20 protein-coding genes are annotated in these 23716 nt (G+C 69.4%); 11 read left to right on the top strand and 9 right to left on the bottom strand.

Annotation, left to right across the window (positions count from 1 at the left end; translation table 11 throughout):
* Window positions 1-172: 172 nt before the first annotated feature.
* The 4 genes from KRX52_RS11870 to KRX52_RS11885 all read right to left on the bottom strand — a co-directional run bounded on the left by KRX52_RS11870 (window position 173) and on the right by KRX52_RS11885 (window position 5263).
* Window positions 173-2350: a malate synthase G gene (locus KRX52_RS11870; RefSeq protein WP_217681936.1), complete on the bottom strand. Its 2178-nt coding sequence runs from the start codon at window positions 2348-2350 to the stop codon at window positions 173-175.
* 886 nt (window positions 2351-3236) lie between these two features.
* Window positions 3237-4211, bottom strand: coding sequence for a serine/threonine protein kinase (locus KRX52_RS11875; RefSeq protein WP_217681937.1), 975 nt, complete (start codon window positions 4209-4211; stop codon window positions 3237-3239).
* Window positions 4212-4275: 64 nt separating this feature from the next.
* Window positions 4276-4452, bottom strand: coding sequence for a hypothetical protein (locus KRX52_RS11880; RefSeq protein ID WP_217681938.1), 177 nt, complete (start codon window positions 4450-4452; stop codon window positions 4276-4278).
* Between the two features lie 106 nt (window positions 4453-4558).
* Entirely contained in the window at window positions 4559-5263 is a 705-nt protein-coding gene (locus tag KRX52_RS11885; protein WP_217681939.1) for a ComFC family protein, read from the bottom strand.
* A 114-nt stretch (window positions 5264-5377) separates the two neighbouring features.
* Here KRX52_RS11885 and bioB point away from each other — a divergent pair, with 114 nt between their 5' ends.
* The 7 genes from bioB to KRX52_RS11920 all read left to right on the top strand — a co-directional run bounded on the left by bioB (window position 5378) and on the right by KRX52_RS11920 (window position 14002).
* Window positions 5378-6430, top strand: a complete 1053-nt coding sequence (gene bioB / locus KRX52_RS11890; RefSeq protein ID WP_217681940.1) for a biotin synthase BioB — start codon at window positions 5378-5380, stop codon at window positions 6428-6430.
* A gap of 134 nt (window positions 6431-6564) precedes the next feature.
* Window positions 6565-7752 (top strand): 8-amino-7-oxononanoate synthase, encoded by a 1188-nt coding sequence (bioF, locus tag KRX52_RS11895; protein WP_217681941.1) that lies wholly within the window; start codon window positions 6565-6567, stop codon window positions 7750-7752.
* Window positions 7753-7759: 7 nt separating this feature from the next.
* Window positions 7760-8494 carry an alpha/beta fold hydrolase gene (locus KRX52_RS11900; protein ID WP_217682140.1) on the top strand — a complete coding sequence of 245 codons (735 nt, stop codon included), beginning with the start codon at window positions 7760-7762 and terminating at the stop codon, window positions 8492-8494.
* 95 nt (window positions 8495-8589) lie between these two features.
* Window positions 8590-9387: a malonyl-ACP O-methyltransferase BioC gene (gene bioC, locus KRX52_RS11905; protein ID WP_217681942.1), complete on the top strand. Its 798-nt coding sequence runs from the start codon at window positions 8590-8592 to the stop codon at window positions 9385-9387.
* A gap of 142 nt (window positions 9388-9529) precedes the next feature.
* On the top strand, window positions 9530-10213 hold the full coding sequence (gene bioD, locus KRX52_RS11910) for a dethiobiotin synthase (RefSeq protein WP_217681943.1): 684 nt from the start codon (window positions 9530-9532) through the stop codon (window positions 10211-10213).
* A 91-nt stretch (window positions 10214-10304) separates the two neighbouring features.
* Complete coding sequence (locus KRX52_RS11915; RefSeq protein WP_217681944.1) at window positions 10305-12110, top strand: acyl-CoA dehydrogenase C-terminal domain-containing protein; 1806 nt, start codon at window positions 10305-10307, stop codon at window positions 12108-12110.
* A gap of 119 nt (window positions 12111-12229) precedes the next feature.
* Window positions 12230-14002, top strand: coding sequence for an acyl-CoA dehydrogenase C-terminal domain-containing protein (locus KRX52_RS11920; RefSeq protein WP_217681945.1), 1773 nt, complete (start codon window positions 12230-12232; stop codon window positions 14000-14002).
* 227 nt (window positions 14003-14229) lie between these two features.
* On the opposite strand, the gene KRX52_RS11925 is transcribed toward KRX52_RS11920, so the two are convergent.
* Entirely contained in the window at window positions 14230-15108 is an 879-nt protein-coding gene (locus KRX52_RS11925; protein ID WP_217681946.1) for a LysR family transcriptional regulator, read from the bottom strand.
* A 100-nt stretch (window positions 15109-15208) separates the two neighbouring features.
* Here KRX52_RS11925 and KRX52_RS11930 point away from each other — a divergent pair, with 100 nt between their 5' ends.
* The 4 genes from KRX52_RS11930 (at window position 15209) to KRX52_RS11945 (ending at window position 19486) form a co-directional block, all read left to right on the top strand.
* The gene (locus KRX52_RS11930; RefSeq protein ID WP_217681947.1) at window positions 15209-15925 is read left to right on the top strand and encodes an MOSC domain-containing protein; all 717 of its coding nucleotides are present in this window, start codon (window positions 15209-15211) and stop codon (window positions 15923-15925) included.
* Window positions 15918-17132, top strand: coding sequence for an aspartate aminotransferase family protein (locus KRX52_RS11935; protein WP_217681948.1), 1215 nt, complete (start codon window positions 15918-15920; stop codon window positions 17130-17132). The genes KRX52_RS11930 and KRX52_RS11935 overlap by 8 nt, the downstream gene beginning before the upstream one ends.
* A 167-nt stretch (window positions 17133-17299) precedes the next feature.
* Window positions 17300-17992: an SDR family oxidoreductase gene (locus KRX52_RS11940; protein ID WP_217681949.1), complete on the top strand. Its 693-nt coding sequence runs from the start codon at window positions 17300-17302 to the stop codon at window positions 17990-17992.
* A 231-nt stretch (window positions 17993-18223) separates the two neighbouring features.
* Entirely contained in the window at window positions 18224-19486 is a 1263-nt protein-coding gene (locus KRX52_RS11945; protein WP_367890540.1) for an MFS transporter, read from the top strand.
* A 72-nt stretch (window positions 19487-19558) separates the two neighbouring features.
* On the opposite strand, the gene ntrC is transcribed toward KRX52_RS11945, so the two are convergent.
* The 4 genes from ntrC to KRX52_RS11965 form a co-directional block, all read right to left on the bottom strand.
* Window positions 19559-20989 carry a nitrogen regulation protein NR(I) gene (ntrC, locus tag KRX52_RS11950; RefSeq protein WP_217681951.1) on the bottom strand — a complete coding sequence of 477 codons (1431 nt, stop codon included), beginning with the start codon at window positions 20987-20989 and terminating at the stop codon, window positions 19559-19561.
* The gene (gene glnL, locus KRX52_RS11955; RefSeq protein ID WP_217681952.1) at window positions 20986-22071 is read right to left on the bottom strand and encodes a nitrogen regulation protein NR(II); all 1086 of its coding nucleotides are present in this window, start codon (window positions 22069-22071) and stop codon (window positions 20986-20988) included. The genes ntrC and glnL overlap by 4 nt, the downstream gene beginning before the upstream one ends.
* A 314-nt stretch (window positions 22072-22385) precedes the next feature.
* Window positions 22386-23000: a DUF4124 domain-containing protein gene (locus tag KRX52_RS11960; RefSeq protein WP_217681953.1), complete on the bottom strand. Its 615-nt coding sequence runs from the start codon at window positions 22998-23000 to the stop codon at window positions 22386-22388.
* 5 nt (window positions 23001-23005) lie between these two features.
* A complete protein-coding gene (locus KRX52_RS11965) occupies window positions 23006-23539 on the bottom strand; it encodes a DUF4124 domain-containing protein (protein WP_217681954.1) in 534 nt (177 codons plus the stop codon).
* Window positions 23540-23716 lie beyond the last annotated feature (177 nt).

The raw sequence follows: 23716 nt of genomic DNA on the forward strand, positions 1-23716 counted from the left end.
CGTCGACCACGCTAACCGCAGGCACGGTCGCTGGCAATCGGCCATTGGCCGCGCCCGGCCGGCTTGCGCCGGGCCAAAAAGCACAACGCGCCGCCTCCCGGAGGAGCGCGGCGCGTTGCGGTGGGGAGCGCCGCAGGGCGCTCCCGGAGTCGGCATCCGTGCCGACGCGGTATTACAGGCCGTTCTTGGCCTTGAACTCGCGGCGACGGCGGTGCAGTACCGGCTCGGTGTAGCCGTTGGGCTGCTTGGTGCCTTCGACGCACAGCTCGACCGCCGCCTGGAAGGCGATGTTGTCGTCGAAGTTCGGCGCCATCGGGCGGTACAGCGGGTCTTCGGCGTTCTGGCGGTCAACTACCAGCGCCATGCGCTTCATGGTTTCCATCACCTGCTCGACCGAGCACACGCCGTGGCGCAGCCAGTTGGCGATGTGCTGGCTGGAGATGCGCAGGGTGGCGCGGTCTTCCATCAGGCCGATGTCGTTGATGTCCGGTACCTTGGAGCAGCCGACGCCCTGGTCGATCCAGCGCACCACGTAGCCGAGGATGCCCTGGGCGTTGTTGTCCAGTTCGTTCTGGATCTCTTCGGCGCTCCAGCTGACACTCGGCGCCAGCGGGATGGTCAGGATGTCGTCCAGCGAGGCGCGCTCGCGCTGGGCCAGCTCCTGCTGGCGGGCGAACACGTCGACCTTGTGGTAGTGCAGGGCGTGCAGGGCGGCGGCGGTCGGCGACGGTACCCAGGCGGTGTTGGCGCCGGCCAGCGGGTGGGCGATCTTCTGCGCCAGCATGCCGGCCATCAGGTCGGGCATGGCCCACATGCCCTTGCCGATCTGCGCACGGCCGGACAGGCCGGCCTTCAGGCCGATGTCGACGTTCCAGTTCTCGTAGGCGCTGATCCACTTGGCGCCCTTGATGTCGCCCTTGCGGATGAACGCGCCGGCTTCCATGGAGGTGTGCAGCTCGTCGCCGGTGCGGTCGAGGAAGCCGGTGTTGATGAACACCACGCGCTCCTTGGCGGCTTCGATGCAGGCCTTGAGGTTGACCGTGGTGCGGCGCTCCTCGTCCATGATGCCGACCTTGAGGGTGTTGCGGGTCATGCCGAGGACGTCCTCGACGCGGCCGAACAGCTCGTTGGTGAAGGCGGCTTCTTCCGGACCGTGCATCTTCGGCTTGACGATGTACACGCTGCCGGTGCGGGTGTTCTTGCGGCTGGTGTTGCCGTTGAGGTTGTGGATGGCGATCAGGCTGGTGACCAGGCCGTCCATGATGCCTTCCGGCACCTCGCTGCCGTCCTGCAGCAGGATGGCGTCGTTGGTCATCAGGTGACCAACGTTGCGCACGAACAGCAGGGAACGGCCGTGCAGGGTCAGTTCGCCGCCGTTGGCCGCGGTGTACACGCGGTCTGGGTTCATGGTGCGGGTGAAGGTGGTGCCACCCTTGGCCACTTCCTCGGCCAGGTCGCCCTTCATCAGGCCCAGCCAGTTCTTGTAGGCGATGACCTTGTCGTCGGCATCGACAGCAGCGACCGAGTCTTCGCAGTCCATGATGGTGGTCAGCGCGGCTTCCATCAGCACGTCCTTCACGCCGGCCGCGTCGGTCTTGCCGATCAGGCTGGTCGGATCGATCTGGATCTCGAAATGGATGCCGTTGTTCTTCAGCAGCACGGCCTTGGGCGCTGCGGCCTCGCCCTGGAAGCCGATCAGCTGGGCCGGGTTCTTCAGGCCGGTGGTCGAGCCGTTGGCCAGGCTGACGACCAGCTTGCCGCCTTCGATGCGGTAGCCGGTGGAGTCGACGTGGGAAGCGCCTTCCAGCGGTGCGGCTTCGTTGAGGAAGTCGCGGGCGAAGGCGATCACCTTGGCGCCGCGCACCGGGTTGTAGCCCTTGCCTTTCTCGGCGCCGTCTTCTTCGCTGATCGCGTCGGTGCCGTACAGGGCGTCGTACAGCGAACCCCAGCGGGCGTTGGCGGCGTTGAGGGCGAAGCGCGCGTTCATCACCGGCACCACCAGCTGCGGGCCGGCCATGCGGGCGATCTCGTCGTCGACGTTCTCGGTGCTGATGGCGAAGTCCGCGGGTTCCGGCAGCAGGTAGCCGATTTCCTGCAGGAAGGCCTTGTAGGCAACGGCATCGTGGGCCTGGCCGGCACGCGCCTGGTGCCAGGCGTCGATCTGCGCCTGCAGGGCGTCGCGCTTGGCCAGCAGGGCCTTGTTCTTCGGAGCCAGGTCATGAATCAGGGCGTCGGCGCCCTGCCAGAACTGTTCGGCGCTGACGCCGGTGCCGGGAATGGCTTCGTTGGTGACGAAGTCGAACAGGACTTTGGCGACCTGCAGGCCACCGGCTTGAACGCGTTCAGTCATTGCTTGCCTCACTCTGCTTGGGAGCCGCATCGGACTGCGGCCCGCCGTTCGTGTAGTACCGATCTCAGGATACTACATGAAGCCGGATGAGAAATGTATGAAGGGCGGGCAAGCCTTCGACAAAAGTCGTGGAGAACCGCGACCCAAGGCTGATGTGCGCAGTTGTGCACAGGCGCCGCAGGGCGGGGTGCACGGGTGTGGACAAGACTGGCGCAGTCGCTGCGGATGACTGGCGCACGGTTTTCCACAGTTGTCCCCGTTTGCCGTGGATCGGCCTGTGGACAAGCCTTGGGTACAGTGCTGTGGCCATAGTGCCACGCGGCCTGCAGAGGGTTGTGCGATTTTTGTACAGGGCTGCGGCGGTTATGCACCGCCGGGCTGTATGGGGTTGTGGATAAGCTCTGGAGCCCTTGCTGCAGCCCATGCGTGCCGCGGTCTGCGGGGGGCTGGTGATTTTTTGTGCAGTTTGTCAGGCGCTGCTTGGGGACAACTAGGGTAGATGGTCAATCCGTGACGGTGGATAAGCGCAGGATTGTCCACAATCGACGTGGGCCAGGCTGTGGACAAGCTGCGTGCACATTTCTGCAAGCCAGCAGGCACGGGGCTTGCGGACGGGTGGTCGAATTTCGTACAGGTCGTGGCGGGGCGATTTTCGCGCGACTTGTCCACGATTGCGGGGGACCAGCCTGTGGATAAGCTCGGGATGGATGGCCAGGCCCCAGCATGGCCGGGCGCTGGCGGGGCGTTGGTGATTTATTGAGCAGTCCGCCCGCCCGGGCTTGTGCACATCTGGCGGGGATCAGTGTGTGGATAACCTTGGGGCAAGACCCTGCAGGCCACGGCGGGCGGGGCCTGCAGGGCATCGTGCAGAAACTGACCAGGCGCTTCAGAACAGCCGCAGCGGCTCCTCGTCCAGCGCTGCCAACTGCTCGCGCAGCATGAGGATCTGCTCGCCCCAGTAACGCTCGCTGCCGAACCAGGGGAAGCTCATGGGGAACGCCGGATCGTCCCAGCGCCGCGCCAGCCAGGCGCTGTAGTGCATCAGGCGCAGGCTGCGCAGGCCCTCGATCAGCGCCAGCTCGCGGGGGGCGAAGTCGTGGAACTCCTGGTAGCCGTCGATCAGTTCGGCCAGCTGCAGCAGGCGCTCCTGGCGCTCGCCGGCCAGCAGCATCCACAGGTCCTGCACCGCCGGGCCCATGCGGCAGTCGTCGAGGTCGACCACATGGAAGCGCTCGTCGCGGTACAGCAGGTTGCCCGGATGGCAGTCGCCGTGCAGGCGGATCGAGCGGTAGTCGATGCGGGCGAACAGCGCGTCGAGGCGCGCCAGCAGGTCGCGGGCCACCGACTCGTAGGCCGGCAGCAGGCTGCGCGGCACGAAGTTGCCGTCCAGCAGGGTGGCCAGCGATTCGTGACCGAAGTTATCCACCGACAGCGCCTCGCGGTGGGCGAACGGCCGGCTGGCGCCGATGGCGTGCATGCGGCCGAGCAGCTGGCCGAAGCGGTACAGCTGGTCCAGGTCGCCCGGCTCCGGCGCGCGGCCGCCGCGGCGCGGGAACAGCGCGAAGCGAAAGCCGGCATGCTCGAACAGGCTCTCGCCGTCACGCAGGATCGGCTCCACCACCGGCACCTCGTGCTCGGCCAGCTCGAAGCTGAAGGCATGCTCCTCACGGATCGCGGCGTCGCTCCAGCGCGCCGGGCGGTAGAACTTGGCGATCAGCGGCGTCTCGCCCTCGATGCCTACCTGATACACGCGGTTCTCGTAGCTGTTCAGCGCCAGCACGCGGGCATCGCTGAGAAAGCCGAGGCTTTCCACGGCATCCAGCACCAGATCGGGGGTGAGGGTGGCAAAGGGATGGCTCATCGCGGGCTCCAGTCATTGGCCCCGGAGTGTACCCCTTGCCGTCACCCTTGGGACGAGTCCGCGGTCAGGCGCCGACGTTGAACAGGCCGTACATGATCCCGCTGAGGATCACGAAGAACAGGCTGTACTTGGTGGTCAGGATGAAGGAACTCTCGCCGGGGATCTCGGCGCGGCAGTGCGGACAGCATTTGGCGTGGCGCTCGACTTCCTGATGGCATTCCCGGCAGTGGACGATTTTCATGGCCTGTACCTCGCTGGCGCCTGGCGCGGCGTCTTGTTGTGGGTGATGCAGTCGCCTAACGGAAAGCGTAGTCCAGTCTGCGCTACTGGCGTCTGCCCGCAGTCGCTCAGTCCGGCGCCGGGGTGCGCGCCAGGCAGTAGACATCCACCCGTGCCGCGCCGGCCCGGCGCAGCAGGCGTGAGAGTGCCTCGGCGGTGGCGCCGGTGGTCAGTACGTCGTCGACGATGGCCACCCGTCGGCCGGCAATGGCGGTCGGATCGGCGAGGGCGAAGGCCTGGCGCAGGTTGCGCCGCCGTGCGGCGGCATCCAGCTGCTGCTGGGCGGCGGTGTCGCGCGGGCGCAGCAGCAGATCCTCGCGCAGTGGTAGCTGCAGGCCGGTCGACAGCCACTGCGCCAGCAGCGCCGCCTGGTTGAAGCCGCGCCGGCGCAGACGCAGGCGCGCCAACGGCACCGGCAACAGCAGGTCGGGGCGCGGCAGGCCTTCCAGATAGGCATGGCGCAGGTGTTCGGCCAGCAGTGCGCCGAGCAGGCGGCCGAACGGCCAGGCGCTCTGGTGCTTGAAGCGGGTGATCAGCGCATCCAGCGGGAAGGCATAGCGCCAGGGTGCCTCGACGCGCTGGAAGCTGGGCGCGCGGCGCAGGCAGTGGGCGCAGACCAGGCCATCCGCCGGCAGCGGCAGGGCGCACACCCGGCAGTGCGGGCCGAGCCAGGGCAGCTCGCGTTCGCAGTCGCTGCACAGCGGCTGCGCCGTATCGGCGGGCAGATCGCAGAGCAGGCAGGGCTGGCTGTTTTCTAACCATTGGTAAACCATGCGTTCCCTCGCAGTTGACAGCGCGCGAGGCTGCCGTAAAGATGCGGCCATCCCTGCCGCCCCGCGATTCTACTTCTTCTCCGGGCGTGCTATCCCCTAACAAGGAAACCGCCCATGAGTGCCAACGCCTCCCTGCGCCACGACTGGACCCTCGCCGAGGTCCGCGCCCTGTACCAGCAGCCGTTCAACGACCTGCTGTTCCAGGCACAGACCGTGCATCGCCAGCACTTCAATCCCAACCGCGTGCAGGTCTCCACCCTGCTGTCGATCAAGACCGGCGCCTGCCCGGAAGACTGCAAGTACTGCCCGCAGTCCGGCCACTACAACACCGGCCTGGATAAAGAAAAGCTGATGGAGGTGCAGAAGGTCCTGCAGGCCGCCGCCGAGGCCAAGGCCATCGGCTCGACCCGCTTCTGCATGGGCGCGGCGTGGAAGCACCCGTCGGCCAAGGACATGCCCTACGTGCTGGAGATGGTCAAGGGCGTCAAGGCGCTGGGCCTGGAGACCTGCATGACCCTCGGCCGCCTCGACGCCGAGCAGACCAAGGCGCTGGCCGACGCCGGCCTCGACTACTACAACCACAACCTCGATACCTCGCCGGAGTTCTACGGCAACATCATCACCACGCGCACCTACGCCGAGCGTCTGCAGACCCTGTCCTACGTGCGCGAGGCGGGGATGAAGATCTGCTCCGGAGGTATCCTCGGCATGGGCGAGTCGCTGGACGACCGCATGGGCCTGCTGATCCAGTTGGCCAACCTGCCGGAGCACCCGGAGTCGGTGCCGATCAACATGCTGGTCAAGGTCGCCGGCACCCCGCTGGAGCAGGTCGACGACGTCGATCCGTTCGACTTCATCCGCACCCTGGCGGTGGCGCGCATCCTCATGCCGGAATCGCACGTGCGCCTGTCGGCCGGCCGCGAGCAGATGAGCGAGCAGATGCAGGCCCTGGCGTTCTTCGCCGGCGCCAACTCGATCTTCTACGGCGAGAAGCTGCTGACCACCGGCAACCCCGACGCCGACCGCGACATGCGCCTGTTCGCCCGCCTGGGCATCCAGCCGGAAGCCCGCGAGGAGCACGCCGACGAGGTGCACCAGGCCGCCATCGAGGAGGCGCTGATCGAACAGCGCAACAGCGCGCTGTTCCACGACGCGGCGGCAGTCTGAGTCATCGGGGGGATGAGCCACGTGCCATCCCCCTTGCGGTGGACAATCGCATGGCGAGTTGTCCACCCTGCGCCCGCTTTGAATCCGTAGGGTGGTAACTCGCTTGCGGTTATCCACCAGTCCCCGGTGATCCCATGACCTTCGACCTCGCCTCCCGTCTCGCCGCCCGCCGGGCGGACAACCTGTTCCGCCAGCGCCCGCTGCTGCAGAGCCCGCAGGGCCCGGAGGTGGTGGTCGACGGCCAGCCGCTGCTGGCCTTCTGCTCCAACGACTACCTCGGGCTGGCCAACCACCCCGAAGTGGTCCGTGCCCTGCAGCAGGGCGCCGAGCAGTGGGGCGTCGGCGGCGGCGCCTCGCACTTGGTGATCGGCCACAGCCAGCCGCACCACGCGCTGGAGGAGGCGCTGGCCGAGTTCACCGGCCGCCCGCGCGCGCTGCTGTTCTCCACCGGCTACATGGCCAACCTCGCCGCGGTCACCGCACTGGTCGGCCAGGGCGATAGCGTGCTGGAGGACCGCCTCAACCACGCCTCCTTGCTCGACGCCGGCCTGCTCAGTGGCGCGCGCTTCTCGCGCTACCTGCACAACGACGTAGGCAGCCTGACCAAGCGTCTGGACAAGGCCGAGGGCAACACCCTGGTGGTCACCGACGGCGTGTTCAGCATGGACGGCGACCTCGCCGACCTGCCGGCGCTGTGCGCCGCGGCGAAGCAGAAGGGCGCCTGGCTGATGGTCGACGACGCCCACGGCTTCGGCCCGCTGGGCGCGAGCGGCGGGGGCATCGTCGAGCAGTTCGGCCTGGGGATCGACGAGGTGCCGGTGCTGGTCGGCACCTTGGGCAAGGCCTTCGGCACCGCTGGCGCCTTCGTCGCCGGCAGCGAGGAGCTGATCGAGACGCTGATCCAGTTCGCCCGCCCGTACATCTACACCACCAGCCAGCCGCCGGCCGTGGCCTGCGCCACGCTGAAAAGCCTCGAGCTGCTGCGCAGCGAAGGCTGGCGCCGCGACCATCTCAATGCACTGATCGCCCGTTTCCGCGCCGGCGCCGCCGCGCTGGGACTCGAGCTGATGGACAGCCCGACGCCGATCCAGCCGATCTTGATCGGCGACAGCGCCCGCGCCGTGGAGTTTTCCCGCCTGCTGCGCGAGCGCGGCCTGCTGGTCGGCGCGATCCGTCCGCCCACCGTGCCGGCCGGCACCGCGCGCCTGCGGGTGACCCTGTCCGCTGCGCACACGGTCGAGCAGGTCGAGCGTCTGCTCGTCGCGCTGGGCGAATGCCAGGCGCTGCTGGGCGCCGTACCAGGAGAGACTTCCGATGAGTGACGCAGAACTGTCCCAACACCTGATCCTGCTGCCCGGCTGGGGCCTGGGCCGCGCCGCGCTGGAGCCGCTGGCCGCCGCCCTGCGCGAGCAGGCTGGCGGGCTCGCGGTCGAGCTGGCCGACCTGCCGGCGCTGACCAGCAGCGATCCGCACGACTGGCTCGACGAGCTCGATGCGCGCCTGCCCCAGGACTGCTGGCTGGGCGGCTGGTCGCTTGGCGGCATGCTCGCCACCGCCCTGGCGGCGCGGCGCGGCGCGCGCTGCCGCGGCCTGGTCACCTTGGCCAGCAACGCCTGCTTCGTGCCGCGTGCCGACTGGCCGCAGGCGATGACCGCGGAGACCTTTGCCGCCTTCCGCGCCGGCTGCGCCGACGATGCCGCGGCGACCCTGAAACGCTTTGCGCTGCTCTGCGCTCAGGGTGGCGCTGAGGCCCGCGCGGTCGGCCGCCAGCTGCAGCAGGGGCTGCCGGCGCAGGACGCCGCGCAATTGCTCGCCGGCCTCGACGTGCTGGCCGCACTGGACAACCGCGCGGCGCTGGCGCGTTTCGCCGGGCCGCAACTGCACCTGCTGGCCGAGGGCGACGCGCTGGTGCCGGCGGCCGCCGCCGAGGCGCTGTTGGCGTTGCTGCCGGTCGGCGAGGTCGACCTGCTCGAGCAGAGCGGCCACGCCTGTGCCCTCGAACAGCCGCAGGCGCTGGCCGAGCTGATCGCCGAGTTCATCCGCGAGGCTGCTGGCGATGCGTAGGTTCGCAGGGTGCGCCATGCGCACCATTGGCGCGATCCGTCCGGTGCGCGCGGCGCACCCTAAGGCGGCGTACCCGCTGTTTCGCGAGGTTGACCATGACTGACCCGCAGGAAGCGCGCCTGCCCGACAAGCGCCAGGTCGCCGCCTCCTTCTCGCGCGCCGCGGCCAGCTACGACAGCGTGGCCGAACTGCAGCGAGCGGTGGGTGCCGAGCTGCTGGCGCAGCTGCCGGCCGAGCTGGCGCCCGCGCGCTGGGTCGACCTGGGCAGCGGCACCGGCCACTTCAGCCGTGCGCTGGCGGAACGCTTCCCCGAGGGGCAGGGCACCGCGGTGGATATCGCCGAAGGCATGCTGCGCCATGCGCGGGCGTCGGTTGGCGCCAGCCAATACGTCTGCGGCGACGCCGAGCGCTTGCCGCTGGCCAGCGTCAGCCAACAACTGATCTTCTCCAGCCTGGCCCTGCAGTGGTGCGCGGATTTCGCCGCCGTGCTGGGCGAGGCGCGCCGTGTGTTGCAGCCGGGCGGCGTGTTCGCCTTCAGCAGCCTGTGCGTCGGCACCCTGCAGGAGCTGCGTGACAGCTGGCAGGTGGTGGACGGCTTCGTCCACGTCAACCGCTTCCGCCGCTTCGAGGACTACCAGGCGCTGTGCGCCGCCAGCGGCCTCGACGTGCTCGAACTGCGCAGCGAGCGCCGCGTGCTGCACTACCGCGACCTGCGTCAGCTGACCCACGAGCTGAAGGCGCTCGGCGCGCACAACCTCAACCCCGGCCGCCCCGGCGGCCTCACCGGCCGCGCGCGGGTGCTGGCGCTGCTCGAGGCCTACGAGCGTTTCCGTGACGACCAGGGCCTGCCGGCCAGTTGGCAGGTGGTGTACGGGGTGCTGCGCCGCAGCTGAGTTACTGATTGAACTGATGGTTCCCACGCTCCCGCGTGGGAACCGCTTTGTCGGACGCTCCGGCGTCCGTGGGACGCGGGAGCGTCCCGGGAGGCGTGCCCACGCGGGAGCGTGGGCACGATCATTACCGAGGACAACTGCCATGACCGCCGCCTTCTTCATCGCCGGTACCGACACCGAGATCGGCAAGACCACCGTGGCCGCCGGCCTGCTGCATGCCGCGCGGCTGCGCGGGCTGTCCACCGCGGCGGCCAAGCCGGTGGCTTCCGACTGCGTGCGTACACCCGATGGGCTGCGCAACGGCGATGCCCTGGCCCTGCTCGGCGAGTGTTCGCTGGCGCTCGACTACGCCGAGGTTAACCCGTTCGCCTTCGCGCCAGCCATCGCCCCGCACCTGGCGGCGCGCGAGGTGGGCGTCGAACTCAATGTGGCCGCGCTGCTGCCGGCGGTGCAGCGGGTGCTGGCGCGCGGCGCCGACATCACCTTGGTCGAGGGCGCCGGCGGCTGGCGGGTGCCGCTGGCCGGGCGGGAAAGCCTGGCCGATCTCGCCGTGGCCCTGCAGCTGCCGGTGATCCTGGTGGTCGGCGTGCGCCTGGGCTGCATCAACCACGCGCTGCTGACGGCCGAGGCCATCGCCCGCGACGGCCTCACCCTGGCCGGCTGGGTGGCCAACGTGGTCGACCCGGCCACCTCACGCCTCGACGACAACCTCGCCACCCTGGCCGAGCGCCTGCCGGCGCCCTGTCTCGGCCGCGTGCCACGCCTTTCGGCCGCCACCCCGGCGGCGGTGGCGGCGCATCTCGAGCTGGCGCCGCTGCTGGGTTGAGCGCAGGCTGATCAGCGCCGGGTTGCCCAAAGGAGCTATCGGTCATACTGTCCCTGAACGACAACAACAGGTTTTTCAGAGGACGACGACCATGCCCGAGTACCACGCCCCCCTGCGCGATCTGCGTTTCGTCCGCGACGAGCTGCTCGGCTACGCGGAGCACTACCAGAGCCTGCCCGGCTGCCAGGACGCCACTGCCGACGTGGTCGACGCCATCCTCGAACAGACCGCGCAGTTCTGCGAGGAGGTGCTGGCGCCGCTGAACCGCGTCGGCGACCTCGAGGGCTGCACCTGGACGGCCGCGGGGGTGAAGACCCCGACGGGGTTCAAGGAGGCCTACCGCCAGTACGTCGAGCTGGGCATGCCGAGCCTGGCCCACGAGCCGGAGCACGGCGGCCAGGGCCTGCCGGAATCGCTGGGCCTGGTGGTCAGCGAGCTGGTCGGCGAGGCCAACTGGGCCTGGGGCATGTACCCGGGGCTGGCCCACGGTGCGATGAACACCCTGTCGGCGCACGGCAGCGCCGAGCAGAAGGCCACCTTCCTGCCCCGGCTGGTGAGCGGCGAGTGGACCGGCACCATGTGCCTGACCGAGCCGCAGGGCGGCTCCGACCTCGGCCTGCTGCGCACCCGCGCCGAGCCGCAGGCCGACGGCTCCTACAAGATCAGCGGCACCAAGATCTTCATTTCCGCCGGCGAGCACGACCTGGCCGACAACATCGTGCACATCGTCCTCGCCCGCCTGCCCGACGCCCCGGCCGGCACCAAGGGCATTTCGCTGTTCATCGTGCCCAAGTTCCTGCCCGGCGAAGGTGGCGGCCTCGGCGCGCGCAACGCGCTGGCCTGCGGCTCGCTGGAACACAAGATGGGCATCCACGGCAACGCCACCTGCGTGATGAACTTCGACGGCGCCACCGGCTACCTGATCGGCCCGGCCAACGAAGGCCTCAAGTGCATGTTCACCTTCATGAACACCGCGCGCATCGGCACCGCGCTGCAGGGTTTGGCGCACGCCGAGGTGGCCTTCCAGGGCGCGATCAAGTACGCCCGCGAGCGCCTGCAGATGCGTGCGCTGAGCGGACCGAAGGCGCCCGAGCAGCCGGCCGACCCGATCATCGTCCACCCCGACGTGCGGCGCATGCTGCTGACCATCAAGGCCTTCGCCGAGGGCAATCGCGCGCTGATCTACTACGCCGCCAAGCTGGTCGACGTGGTGCGCTACAGCAGCGATGCGGCGGCGCGCCAGGAGGCCGACACCCTGCTGGCCTTCGTCACCCCGATCGCCAAGGCGTTCGTCACCGAAACCGGCTTCGAGAGCGCCAGCCTCGGCATGCAGGTGTTCGGCGGCCACGGCTATATCGCCGAGTGGGGCATGGAGCAGAACGCCCGCGACAGCCGCATTTCGATGCTCTACGAGGGCACCACCGGCATCCAGGCGCTGGACCTGCTGGGGCGCAAGGTGCTGATGAGCCAGGGCGAGACGCTCAAGGCCTTCACCAAGGTGGTGCACAAGTTCTGCAAGGCCCACGAGGCAGACGAGCCGCTCAAGGAATTCGTCGCCCCGCTGGCGCAGCTGAACAAGGAGTGGGGCGAGCTGACCATGCAGATCGGGATGAAGGCCATGCAGGATCGCGAGGAGGTCGGCGCCGCCGCGGTGGACTACCTGATGTACTCCGGCTACGTCTGCCTGGCCTGGCTGTGGGCCGACATGGCGCGTCTGGCCCAGGAGAAGCTGGCCGCCGGCACGGGCGAGGAGGCCTTCTACCGCGCCAAGCTGCACACCGCCCGCTTCTACTTCCAGCGCCTGCTGCCGCGCACCCGCGCGCACGTCGCCTGCATCCAGGCCGGCGCGGGCAGCCTGATGGCGATGGCGGCGGAGGAGTTCGCGCTCGGCCATTGAGCGGCACGGGAGCGCAGAGATTCACCTTGTAGGAGCGCATTCTTTCGCGACCGCTCGCAGATGAGTCCGCTCCTGCACAGGCCACCAGGACAACAATAAAACCCGCGAGGAATGCACCCATGGCCGACTACCAGGCTCCCCTGCGCGACATGCGCTTCGTTCTCGAGGAGGTCCTTGACGCCCCCGCGCAGTGGGCGCGCCTGCCGGCGCTGGCCGGCGTGGCGGATGTCGATACCGTTGCGGCCGTACTGGAGGAGGCCGGCAAGCTGACCGCCGCAACCATCGCCCCGCTCAACCGCAGCGGCGACGAGGAGGGTTGCCACTGGCAGGACGGCGCGGTGCATACCCCGGCCGGCTTTCCCGCGGCCTGGCAGGCCTGGGCCGAGGGCGGTTGGGTCGGCGTGTGCGGCGATCCGGCCTACGGCGGCCTGGGCATGCCCAAGGCCCTCGGCGCGCAGATCGAGGAGATGCTCAACTCGGCCAACCTGGCCTTCGCCCTCTACCCGATGCTCACCGCCGGCGCCTGCCTGGAGCTGTCCGCCCACGCCAGCGAGCAGCTCAAGGCGCGCTACCTGCCCAGGCTGTACAGTGGCGAGTGGGCCGGGGTGATGTGCCTGACCGAGCCGCACGCCGGCACCGACCTCGGCCTGATCCGTACGCGCGCCGAGCCGCAGCTTGATGGCAGCTACCGGCTCACCGGCAACAAGATCTTCATCACCGGCGGCGAGCAGGATCTCACCGCGAACATCGTCCATCTGGTGCTGGCGCGCCTGCCCGATGCACCGGCAGGTTCCAGAGGTATATCGCTGTTCCTGGTGCCCAAGCGGCTGGTCAATGCCGACGGTTCGCTGGGCGCGCGCAACCCGCTGAGCTGCGGCGCGCTGGAACACAAGATGGGCATCAAGGGGGCGTCCACCTGCGTGATGAACTACGACGGCGCCAGCGGATGGCTGGTCGGCGAGCCGCACAAGGGCCTGGCGGCGATGTTCACCATGATGAACTACGAGCGCCTGGCGGTCGGCATCCAGGGCCTGGCGGCCGGCGAGCGCTCCTGGCAGAACGCCGTCGCCTACGCCCGCGAGCGCCTGCAGAGCCGCGCTCCGCACGGCCCCCAGGCGCCGGACAAGAGCGCCGACCCGATCGTCGAGCACCCCGACGTGCGGCGCATGCTGCTGATTATGAAGGCGCTCACCGAGGGCGGCCGCGCCTTCTCCAGCTACGTGGCGCTGCAGCTGGATGCCGCCAAGTACGCAGGCGATCCGGCCGAGCGAGCGCGCGCCGAGGGCCTGGTGGCGCTGCTCACCCCGGTGGCCAAGGCCTTCCTCACCGACCTCGGTCTCGAGGTCTGCGTGCTCGGCCAGCAGGTATTCGGTGGCCACGGCTACATCCGCGAGTGGGGCCAGGAGCAGCTGGTGCGCGACGTGCGCATCACCCAGATCTACGAAGGCACCAACGGCATCCAGGCCCTCGACCTTGCCGGTCGCAAGCTGGTCGGCAGCGACGGTGCGCTGTACCGCCTGTTCAGTGACGAGGTGCGTGCCTTCATTGCCGCGACGGCGCCGGCACTGGCGGAGTTCACCGTGCCGCTGGCGGCGGCGCTGGACAACCTCGATGACCTGTCGGTCTGGCTGGTCGAGCAGGCCCTGCGCGATCCGCGCGAGATCGGCGCCGCCTCGGTGGAGTACCTGCAGGTGTTCGGCTACACGGCCTACGCCTACCTGTGGGCGCGCATGGCTGCCGCGGCGCTGGGCCGCGAGGGCGATTTCTACACGGCCAAGCGGGCTACCGCGCGCTTCTACTTCGCCCGCCTGCTGCCGCGCATCCACTCGCTGAGCGCTGCGGTGCGCGCCGGCAGCGCGACACTGTACGAACTGGACGCGGCGCTGTTCTGAAATGCTGGCATTGTGTAAGCGTAGGCTTACACATCGTGGGGGTTAACCGCCCTAGGAATACCCAGGCCCCGCAACTAACCTAAGCACATCTGGACTTGGCGCAGGAAGCGCGAATCAGAACACGGATCACAGGGATCCCATCAGGATGGTGGGGCGATAAGGGATGTCAGGAACAGGTCTGCAAGAGCCCCGCTTACGCGGGGTTTTTTTTGCCTGCGATTTTTCGCTCAGGCGCCTCCCTCCAGCACCGAGCGCAGCAGCTCCAGCGTCGCCTGCTGACGCTGGGCGTCGCGGTACACCAGCCCCACCTGCAGCGGCACGCGCGGCTCGCTCAGCGGTTTCCACAGCAGTTGTTCGTGTCCTTGCACCTGCCGCGCCCGGCCGGGCAGCACCGAGGCCAGCCGGGTGTGCGGCAGGCTGTCGAGAATGCCGTTCATCTGGTTCAGCTCGGCCTGTACCTGCGGTCGGCGGCCGATGGCGGCCAGCTGCTCCTGCCAGATCTGGCGGATGCGGAACTCCTCGCCGAGCAGCAGCATCGGCAGCTCGGCCGCCTGGGCCAGCGACACCTTTCTGAACTCGCGCAACGGATGGTCGGCGGCGATCACCAGCTGCAGCTCGTCCTCGTACAACAGCAGGCTGTGCAGGCCGGGCTGGCGCGGCGGCAGGAAGCCGATGCCGACATCCAGGGTGCCGGTGAGCAGGCGCCGCTCGATGTCGATCCCCGACAGCTCGTAGATCTGCACCACCAGATGCGGCTGCAACGTGCGCAGGCGCTCCAGCAGCAGCGGCACCAGGTTGGCGTTGATCGTCTGCAGCACGCCGATGGCCAGGCTGCGCGGCGCCTGGCCGCGGAAGGCACGCATCGCCTCGCGGGTGCGCTCGAGGCCGTCGAGCAGCGGCACGGCATGGTGGTAGAGGGTGTGCGCCGCTGGCGCCGGCAGCAGGCGTTTGCCGCTGCGCTGGAACAACGCCACCTCCAGTTCGCCTTCCAGATGGCGGATCTGCTGCGACAGCGCCGGCTGGGAAATGCTCAGGCGCTCGGCGGCGCGGCCGACATGGCCCTCCTCGTAGACGGCGACGAAGTAGCGAAGCTGACGAAAATCCATAAGCTGAACTTATTAGAGACACTGGAAAAACGAAATGGCCCGCAGGCCGGACGAGTCCTAGTCTAGCGCTCATCACGCGCAGACAGGTGGTCAACAGGCCATGCAGCCCATCACGATTCGGGAAGTGTTCATAGGTAAATTCGAAGAGCTTGGCAGCGCCCAGTCCGGCGTCGCCGCGTCGCAGCCGCTGCAGGGCGAGGTTTGGCTGGGCAGCGACGGACTGCCGGGCGACCAGCTGGCCCAGCGCCGCCCGGAACGGGCCGACAGCGTTCTGCTGCACTATCCGGCCGAGCACTACCGCCACTGGCGCAAGCGCTTCCCGCTGCACAAGTGGCGGCCGGCCGCCTGTAGCGAAAACTTCTCCACCTTCGGCCTCGGCGAGGCGGAGGTCTGCGTCGGCGACGTGGTGCGCTGGGGCGAGGCGCTGCTGGAGGTCAGCCAGCCGTGCCTGCCCGACTACGGACTGGCGCGGCGCTGGAACCTGCCCGAGTTGCCGCGGCTGCTGCAGGACAGCGGTCGCTGCGGCTGGTTCTACCGGGTGCTGCGCCCCGGCCTGGTCAGTGCGGCGGAGCCTCTGCAACGGGTGCAGCGGCACTACCCGGAGCTGAGCATCGCCCGGCTGCTCGAGTGGTACGTGCACACCCCGCTGGAGCGCTGCGCCCTGCGCCAGATGCTGGCCTGCGACGCGCTGGCGCCAGCGTGGCGCAAGGTGGCCGAACGGCGCCTGGCCAGCGGCGAACTGGAGGACTGGCAGGCGCGGCTGTACGGCGGTGAAGCGGCACGGTCGGCCGAGAGCGAAGGAGTCCAACATGCGTGACGATACGCTGGCCAGCCTGCGCCTGATGCCCAGCGTCGAGCGCCCGGCGCAGGTCTTCGTGCGTGGCCAGGGCTCCTGGCTGTGGGACAGCGAGGATCGCGCCTACCTCGACTTCACCCAGGGCTGGGCTGTCAACAGCCTTGGTCACAGCCCGAGCGTGGTGGTCGAGGCGCTCAAGCGCCAGGCCGAACGGCTGCTCAACCCCGGTGCGGGCTACTACAACGCGGGCCTGCTCAAGCTGGCCAGTCGCCTCTGCGAGGCCACCGGCAGCGACCAGGCGTACTTCCTCAGCAGCGGCGCCGAGGCCTGCGAGGGCGCCATCAAGCTGGCGCGCAAGTGGGGCCAGCGCCATCGCGGCGGCGCCTACACCATCGTCACCGCCAAGCACAGCTTCCACGGCCGCACCCTCGGCGCCATGTCCGCCTCGGGCAAGCCGGCCTTCCAGCAGCTGTTCGAACCGAAGCTGCCAGGCTTCGAGAAGGTGCCGTTCAACGATCTGGAGGCGCTGTCGCAGGCGGTCGATTCGCATACCGTGGCGGTGATGCTGGAGCCGCTGCAGGGCGAGGCCGGGGTGATCCCGGCGACCCTCGACTACCTGCAGGGCGCCGAGCGGCTGTGCCGGGCGCGCGGCGTGCTGCTGATCCTCGACGAGGTGCAGACCGGCATGGGCCGCTGCGGTGCGCTGCTGGCCGAGGAGCTGTACGGCGTGCGCGCCGACATCGTCACCCTCGGCAAGGGGCTCGGCGGCGGCGTGCCGCTGGCCGCCGTACTGGCCCGCGGCAATGCTTGCTGCCAGGAGCCGGGCGAGCAGGGCGGCACCTACCACGGCAACGCGCTGATGATGGCCGCCGGCCTGGCGGTGCTGAAGACGGTGCTGGAACCGGGCTTTCTCGAGCAGGTGCGCGAGCTCGGCGAGCACCTCAGCGACGGTCTGGCCCAGCTGGCGCGCCGGCACGGCCATGGCCCGCTGCGTGGCCAGGGCCTGCTCTGGGGCCTGCCGTTGCACCGCCTGGCGGCGCCGGCGGTGGTGCGCGCGGCGCTGGACGAGGGCTTGCTGCTCAACGCGCCGCAGCCGCACATTCTGCGTTTTTCGCCGGCGTTGACCGTCAGCCACGGCAACATCGACGAGATGCTGCGCCGCCTGGAGCGCGCGCTGGTGCGGGTCAGCCGCGCGCGCCTGCGCGACACGGCGCTGGCCGCTGGCTGAGCGCGATCTCCTCTGCTGTTCCTTTGCCGTCCGCGCGCCTCTCCTGCGCCGGGCGGCTTTTTTCGTCCGCTGCCGGTCCGGTCAGGCGGCGACCGGCTGCTCGGCCGGTTTCCCCGCCGTGGCGTTGCGACTACCCTGTGCGCAGTTCACTCGACGGGAGTCACCTCATGCTCAACGTTCTGCTGGCCGGCGCTTCGCGGGGGATCGGTCTGGGGCTGGTCCGCGCCTATCTCGAGCGCGGTGACCGGGTGTTCGCCGTGGCGCGCGATCCGGCCGGTTCCGCCGGGCTGACCGAGCTGGCGGCGCAACACGGCGCGCGCCTGCAACTGATCGCCTGCGACCTCAACGCACCCGCCGCCGCGACAACCATCCGCGCCGCGCTGGGCGAGACGCGCCTGGATCGCCTGCTGCTGAATGCCGGGGTGGCCGGCCCGGCGGCGCAGGATGTGGCCAGCGTCAGCGAGGCGGAAATCGCCCAGCTGTTTCTCAGCAATGCCATCGCCCCGCTGCGCCTGGCCCGCGCGCTCGCGGCGCAGCTGAACACGGACGCGGTCGTGGCCTGTACCAGCTCGGTGATGGCCAGCCTGCAGCTCAGCCCGGGTGCGGACCTGCCGCTGTACGCGGCCAGCAAGGCCGCGCTCAACAGCCTGCTGCTCAGCTGGGCGGCGCAGCTTGGCGCGGCGCGCGATTTCAGCCTGCTGGCGCTGCATCCGGGCTGGGTGCAGACCGACATGGGCGGTACCCAGGCGCCGCTGAGCGTGGCGCAGAGCGTGAACGGCCTGGTGCCGGTGATCGAGGCGGCTGCCGGGCGCCGCGACTGTCGTTTCGTCGATTACCAGGGCCAGGAGCTGCCCTGGTAGGCGCGCCAGCGCCGCCGACGGTGCTGCTGCTGGCCTCTGCGGCGGGGCGCCGACAGCAAGGGACTTGCCTTGCAGGTCGGCAGGCGGCAGTCTGCCTGCCGCCGTCCTGTCGCGGCGCTTGCCATGCCTCCGATTGCGGGCCGCGCGTCTGCCGTCTTCACGTGCCGGGGCGGCCATCTTTCAATTGCTCCGTCGGCTCCAGACGGAACCCGCGACCCCGCAGGAGACACCGTGAGTCGCTCTACCGATCGCCAGCCCTGGCCGGCCGCCATCCGTGCGCTGCAGTACCCCAACTTTCGCCTGTATTTCGCCGGGCAGGCCGTCTCCATCCTCGGCAGCTGGATCCAGCAGGTCGCCCTGTCCTGGCTGATCTACCGCCTCACCGGCTCGGTGGCGCTGCTGGGCGTCACCACCTTCGCCGCGCTGCTGCCGCAGCTGATCGTCGGCCCGCTGGCCGGTGCCTGGACCGATCGCCACGACAAGCGCCGCTTGCTGATCGTCGTCGAGGGCATTCTCGCCCTGCAGGCGCTGGCGCTGGCCGCGCTCACGGCGCTGGAGCTGGTCGGCCCGGCGTTGATCGTCGGCATGTCGCTGCTGCTCGGCGTGCTCAACGCCTTCGATACGCCGCTGCGCCAGTCGCTGATCGGCAGCTTCGTCGGCAGCCGCGGCGACCTGCCCAATGCCCTGGCGCTCAACGCCATGCTGTTCAACTCCGGACGCTTCATCGGCCCGCCGCTGGCCGGCCTGCTGCTGGCACTGACCAACGAGGCGCTGTGCTTTGCCCTCAACGGCCTGTCGTTCCTCGCCCTGATGCTCGGCCTGCTGCTGATCCGCATCGAGGCGCCGGCCCGGGCCACGGGCTCGATGGCCACGCTGTTTCGCGAGGGCCTGGGCTACGTCTGGCACAACTACCCGATCCGCCTGCTGATCCTCACCCTGGCGATGGTCAACCTCACCGCCTCCAGCTATGCGGTGCTGCTGCCGGTATTCGCCCGCGACATCTTCGCCGGCGATGCGCGGACCCTCGGCTGGCTGTGGGGCGCCGCCGGCTGCGGGGCGCTGCTGTCCACCCTGTTCCTCGCCACCCGCCAGGCGCTGCCGGGACTGGTGGGCATCGTGCTGGTCGGCGCAGTGTTGAGCGGCGCGGCGCTGCTGGCCTTTGCGGCCAGCCCGGTGCTGGCGCTGGCGCTGCTGGCCATGGCCCTGCTCGGCTTCGGCATCGCGGTGGGCAATGTCGGCACCAACATGCTGCTGCAGAGCCTGGCACCGGAGCATCTGCGTGGCCGCGTGGTGTCCTTCTTCACCTCGATCCGCTTCGGCTTCGATGCCATCGGCGGCCTGCTCGCCGGCCTGCTGGCGGCGCGCATCGGTGCGCCGCTGACGCTGGCGCTGGAAGGCGGGGTATTGCTGCTGTTCTGTCTGTGGCTGCTGGCCCGCCGGCAGGTGCTCGGCGAGCGCGTGCGCGACGACCTGCAGGAGCAGGGCGGGCGCTGAGCGAGTCGGTGAGAAGGCGGGAGATGACGGCCTGCTCGCCCCGTCCCGGCGCACCGGGAGGGCGGGGCAGGCTTACAGGCTTTCGTCCTCGTCGCTGCCTTCCACCGCCATGTCCAGCTCCTTGATCTTGCGGGTCAGGGTGTTGCGGCCCCAGCCGAGCAGCTGGGCGGCGTCGCGGCGGCGGCCGGCGGTGTGCTTGAGCGCGCTCTCGATCATCACCCGCTCGAAGGCCGGCAGGGCGCTGCCGAGCAGATCGCTCTGGCCGCGGCTCAGGGCCTGCTCGGCCCACAGGCGCAGGCTCTGTTCCCAGCTGCCGCCGACCGGGGCTTCCTGTTGCTGCTGCAGCAGCTCCGGCGGCAGGTCGTCGACGTGCACCTCACGCCCGGACGCCATCACCGTGATCCAGCGGCAGGTGTTTTCCAGCTGGCGCACGTTGCCCGGCCATGGCAGGTTCTGCAGGTACTCCTCGGTCTGCGCCTTGAGCAGCTTGGGCTCGACCGCCAGCTCCTGGGCGGCACGGGCGAGGAAGTGGCGGGCCAGCGCCGGGATGTCCTCGCGGCGGTCGGACAGGCGCGGGATGTGGATGCGGATGACGTTGAGGCGGTGGAACAGGTCCTCGCGGAACTTGCCGGCGCGCACCAGGGTTTCCAGGTTCTGGTGGGTGGCGGCGATGATGCGCACGTTGACCTTGACCGGGGTGTGGCCGCCGACCCGGTAGAACTCGCCGTCGGCCAGCACGCGCAGCAGACGGGTCTGGGTATCGGCGGGCATGTCGCCGATCTCGTCGAGGAACAGGGTGCCGCCGTCGGCCTGCTCGAAGCGGCCGCGGCGCTGCGCGGCGGCGCCGGTAAAGGCGCCCTTCTCGTGGCCGAACAGTTCCGACTCCATCAGGTCCTTGGGAATCGCCGCCATGTTCAGCGCGATGAACGGCGCACTGGCGCGCGGGCTGTGGCGGTGCAGGGCGTGTGCCACCAGCTCCTTGCCGGTGCCGGACTCGCCGTTGATCAGCACGGTGATGTTGGAGTGGCTGAGGCGGCCGATGGCGCGGAACACCTCCTGCATCGCCGCCGCCTCGCCGATGATCTCCGGGGTGGCGGTCTGCTCCTCGGGGGTGGCCAGCGCCTGCTGCTCGCGGGCGTGCAGGGTGGCACGCTTGACCAGCGACACCGCCTCGTCGACGTCGAACGGCTTGGGCAGGTATTCGAAGGCACCGCCCTGATAGGAGGCCACCGCGCTTTCCAGGTCGGAATGCGCGGTCATGATGATCACCGGCAGGCGCGGGTATAGCTCGCGGATGCGCGCCAGCAGCTCTAGGCCGCTGGCCCCGGGCATGCGGATGTCGGAGAGGATCACGCTGGGCTGCTCGAGGCTCAGGCGATTGAGCAGGCTGTCGGCGTTGTCGAAGCTCTGGTTGGCGATGCCCGCCTGTTGCAAGGCTTTCTCCAGCACCCAGCGGATCGAGCGGTCATCGTCAACGATCCAGACAGTTTCCGGTCGGTTCATGGGGTTGGTGCTCCTTGTTCAAGCGGCAGATACAGCGAGAAAACCGTGCGTCCGGGCTGGCTCTCGCACTCGATCAGGCCCTGGTGCTGGTTGAGGATGTTCTGGGCGATGGCCAGACCCAGGCCGGTGCCGTCGGCACGGCCGCTGACCATGGGATAGAAGAGGGTGTCCTGCAGCGCCGGGTCGATGCCCGGGCCGTTGTCGATCACCTCGATCCGGCACACCAGGCGGTGGCGCTGGTGGCCGATGGTGAACTGGCGCAGGGTGCGGGTGCGCAGCAGGATGCGTCCGGGCGCCGCCGGATGCTTCTGCTCGAGGATCGCCTGCATGGCATTGCGCACGATGTTGAGCAGGGCCTGGATCAGCTGTTCATGGTCGGCCAGCAGCTCGGGGATGCTCGGGTCGTAGTCGCGTTCGAGGGCCAGCTTGCCCTGGGTTTCCGCCTCGACCAGGTTGCACACGCGCTCGAGGACCTCGTGGATGTTGGTCGGCACCAGTTGAGGCAGCTTGTTGGAGCCGAGCATGCGGTCCACCAGGTTACGCAGGCGGTCGGCTTCCTCGATGATCACGTTGGTGTAGTCCTTGAGGCTCGCCTCCGGCAGCTCGCGGGCCAGCAGCTGAGCGGCACCGCGGATGCCGCCCAGCGGATTCTTGATCTCGTGGGCCAGACCGCGCACCAGCAGACGGGTGGTCTCCTGCTTGGCCAGCTGCGCTTCCTCCTTGCTGATGCGCAGCAGGCGGTCGCGCGGATGCAGCTCGAGCAGCAGCAGGAAGCTGCTCAGGCCGGGAATCGGCGTGGCAGCGTAGTCCACCGCGAGGTGCTGGCCGCTGGCCGACACCAGCTGCGCCTCGCGCTTGGTGAACGGCTGGCCGCTGGCCACCGCATGGCGCAGGGCGGAGAGGCCGTCGGGCGTCTCGTGACACAGTTCGCCGATGAACAGGCCCTGGCTGCGCTGGCCGCTGACGCCGAGCAGCATCTCGGCGGCCGGGTTCATGTATTCCAGGCGCAGTTCGGCATTCAGCAGAATGACCGCGGTGGTGAGGTTGTCGAGCAGCAGGCGCTGCAGAGAGTCGTAGGCCATGGCAAGCATGCGCTCCTGTGGATGCATGGCATTTGCAAGAAGCGCGCCAGCACTCCGTGGTGCACAGGCAGGCCGGTGGCTGCCGCTTTTTCGTGCACGCCGCGCGCCGGGCCTGCGCGTGCCCGGGGGACCTGTCGCCCTGGGCGGAGGCCGGTAGAACAAGGCCTGCAGCGTTGCGCCAGTGGAGTGCTTCGGCGGCTACGGCGGGACGGCAGCGGCGCTGGGCGAGCCTGCCGGGCGCTACGCTCTGCCCGCTACCGATGGTTCAGTATAGGTCGCAGGGCACGGGTGTGCACTTTATTGGTGCGTCGTGCTCAAGGCAGGGGCAGGCCAAGCAGGCGGCGCGGTTCGGCCGGCTTGTCGGCCAGTGGGCACTCCGGGCGTACGCCGTAGTCGTCCCCCTGGCAGGGGTTGGCCTGACGCTTCTGCGCCAGCGAGATGCGCTTGAGGTGAAAGGGCTGGTTCGGCGTGCGCTCGACGATGCGGCCTTCGCCATCGATGATCTCCGCGGCCAGCTGGTGGGTGCCGCGGTCGATGTTGTCCAGCGCAAACACCGGGCTGCGCGCCGGGGCGCCGTAGGGCTTGCCGTCGAGCAGCACGCGGTAGCTGTGCTCTTCCAGCAGGCCCGGTTCGCTTTCCAGGGTGACCAGCAGGCCGCCGCTGTTGTCGCGGATGGTGGCATCCGGTTCCGGCAGGGTGATGCGCAGCAGCTGGTAGGCCGGCAGCAGCACGGGTGGCAGCGCCGGCGGCGGGCTGGCGGCCGGGGCGGGCAGGTCGGCGCGGTTGGTCGGCGCCAGTTCGAGGCGCTCGGCGTTGGCGCGGCGCGGCTGGTCGGTGAACACCCTGTTGCCGTCGGCGTCGAGGTAGGTGTACACGCCGGCGAAGGCCGGCAGGCAGGTCAGCAGGAGCAGGCAGAGCAGTGTACGCATGGTGGTCAATTGTTCGCCTTGCGGGGCAGGGCCGGGCTGCCGATGTGCACGCGCTGCACGGTGAAGCTGACGCTGGCGCTGGTCTGCAGGGGTTCGCCGTCACGCAGGACCACGGCCTGCAGGCTGTGGGTGCCGCGGTCGACCTGGCCGAGCCGGAAGCTGGTCTGGGTGCCCGGGGCCGCCAGGGGCTGGCCATCCAGCAGCAGTTGCAGCAGATCGCCCTCGCGCAGGCTCGGCTCCAGACTGACGTCGACGGTGAAGTCGCCGGCATTGGCGCGCAGGGTGTCGTCGTCGTTCGGTACCCCGCTGATCTCCAGGCGGCGGTAGCCTTCCTGCTCGGTGGCGCTCTGGGGCTTGGCCGGCTTGGCCGGCGGCGCCGCGACCGTATTGGTCGGGCCCAGCTGCACGCTCTCGCTGCTCACGCCCTCGGGCGGCTGGTTGGTATAGACCGGATTGCCGTGGGCGTCGGTATAGCGATAGATCTCGGCGCTGGCCGGCAGGGCCAGGGCAAGCAGCAGGCAGGTGCAGGTCAGGCGCATGGGGGAGTCCTTTCGGCATCAATCGGCGATGGGCCAAGCCTTGCACTGCCGGAGCGCACTGGCAAGTGGCGCGGCTGCGGGCTGTGCGCCCCGGCGCACTCGTGAGGTTTTTCCGACACACAAAGCACAAAGGCCTCCCGAAGGAGGCCTTTGTGACAACGCTGCAGGGCCGGTCCT

Source organism: Geopseudomonas aromaticivorans (assembly GCF_019097855.1).
Taxonomy (GTDB): domain Bacteria; phylum Pseudomonadota; class Gammaproteobacteria; order Pseudomonadales; family Pseudomonadaceae; genus Geopseudomonas; species Geopseudomonas aromaticivorans.

Excerpts from the sequence above, each read along its gene's own strand:
- bioD (WP_217681943.1), top strand. The coding sequence starts at position 9,530 with ATGACCGCCGCCTTCTTCATCGCCGGTACCGACACCGAGATCGGCAAG.
- KRX52_RS11940 (WP_217681949.1), top strand. The coding sequence starts at position 17,300 with ATGCTCAACGTTCTGCTGGCCGGCGCTTCGCGGGGGATCGGTCTGGGG.
- KRX52_RS11885 (WP_217681939.1), bottom strand. The coding sequence starts at position 5,263 with ATGGTTTACCAATGGTTAGAAAACAGCCAGCCCTGCCTGCTCTGCGAT.
- KRX52_RS11870 (WP_217681936.1), bottom strand. The coding sequence starts at position 2,350 with ATGACTGAACGCGTTCAAGCCGGTGGCCTGCAGGTCGCCAAAGTCCTG.
- KRX52_RS11930 (WP_217681947.1), top strand. The coding sequence starts at position 15,209 with ATGCAGCCCATCACGATTCGGGAAGTGTTCATAGGTAAATTCGAAGAG.
- KRX52_RS11960 (WP_217681953.1), bottom strand. The coding sequence starts at position 23,000 with ATGCGTACACTGCTCTGCCTGCTCCTGCTGACCTGCCTGCCGGCCTTC.
- KRX52_RS11925 (WP_217681946.1), bottom strand. The coding sequence starts at position 15,108 with ATGGATTTTCGTCAGCTTCGCTACTTCGTCGCCGTCTACGAGGAGGGC.
- glnL (WP_217681952.1), bottom strand. The coding sequence starts at position 22,071 with ATGGCCTACGACTCTCTGCAGCGCCTGCTGCTCGACAACCTCACCACC.
- KRX52_RS11915 (WP_217681944.1), top strand. The coding sequence starts at position 10,305 with ATGCCCGAGTACCACGCCCCCCTGCGCGATCTGCGTTTCGTCCGCGAC.
- KRX52_RS11965 (WP_217681954.1), bottom strand. The coding sequence starts at position 23,539 with ATGCGCCTGACCTGCACCTGCCTGCTGCTTGCCCTGGCCCTGCCGGCC.
- KRX52_RS11880 (WP_217681938.1), bottom strand. The coding sequence starts at position 4,452 with ATGAAAATCGTCCACTGCCGGGAATGCCATCAGGAAGTCGAGCGCCAC.
- bioB (WP_217681940.1), top strand. The coding sequence starts at position 5,378 with ATGAGTGCCAACGCCTCCCTGCGCCACGACTGGACCCTCGCCGAGGTC.
- bioC (WP_217681942.1), top strand. The coding sequence starts at position 8,590 with ATGACTGACCCGCAGGAAGCGCGCCTGCCCGACAAGCGCCAGGTCGCC.
- bioF (WP_217681941.1), top strand. The coding sequence starts at position 6,565 with ATGACCTTCGACCTCGCCTCCCGTCTCGCCGCCCGCCGGGCGGACAAC.
- KRX52_RS11935 (WP_217681948.1), top strand. The coding sequence starts at position 15,918 with ATGCGTGACGATACGCTGGCCAGCCTGCGCCTGATGCCCAGCGTCGAG.
- KRX52_RS11875 (WP_217681937.1), bottom strand. The coding sequence starts at position 4,211 with ATGAGCCATCCCTTTGCCACCCTCACCCCCGATCTGGTGCTGGATGCC.
- KRX52_RS11920 (WP_217681945.1), top strand. The coding sequence starts at position 12,230 with ATGGCCGACTACCAGGCTCCCCTGCGCGACATGCGCTTCGTTCTCGAG.
- ntrC (WP_217681951.1), bottom strand. The coding sequence starts at position 20,989 with ATGAACCGACCGGAAACTGTCTGGATCGTTGACGATGACCGCTCGATC.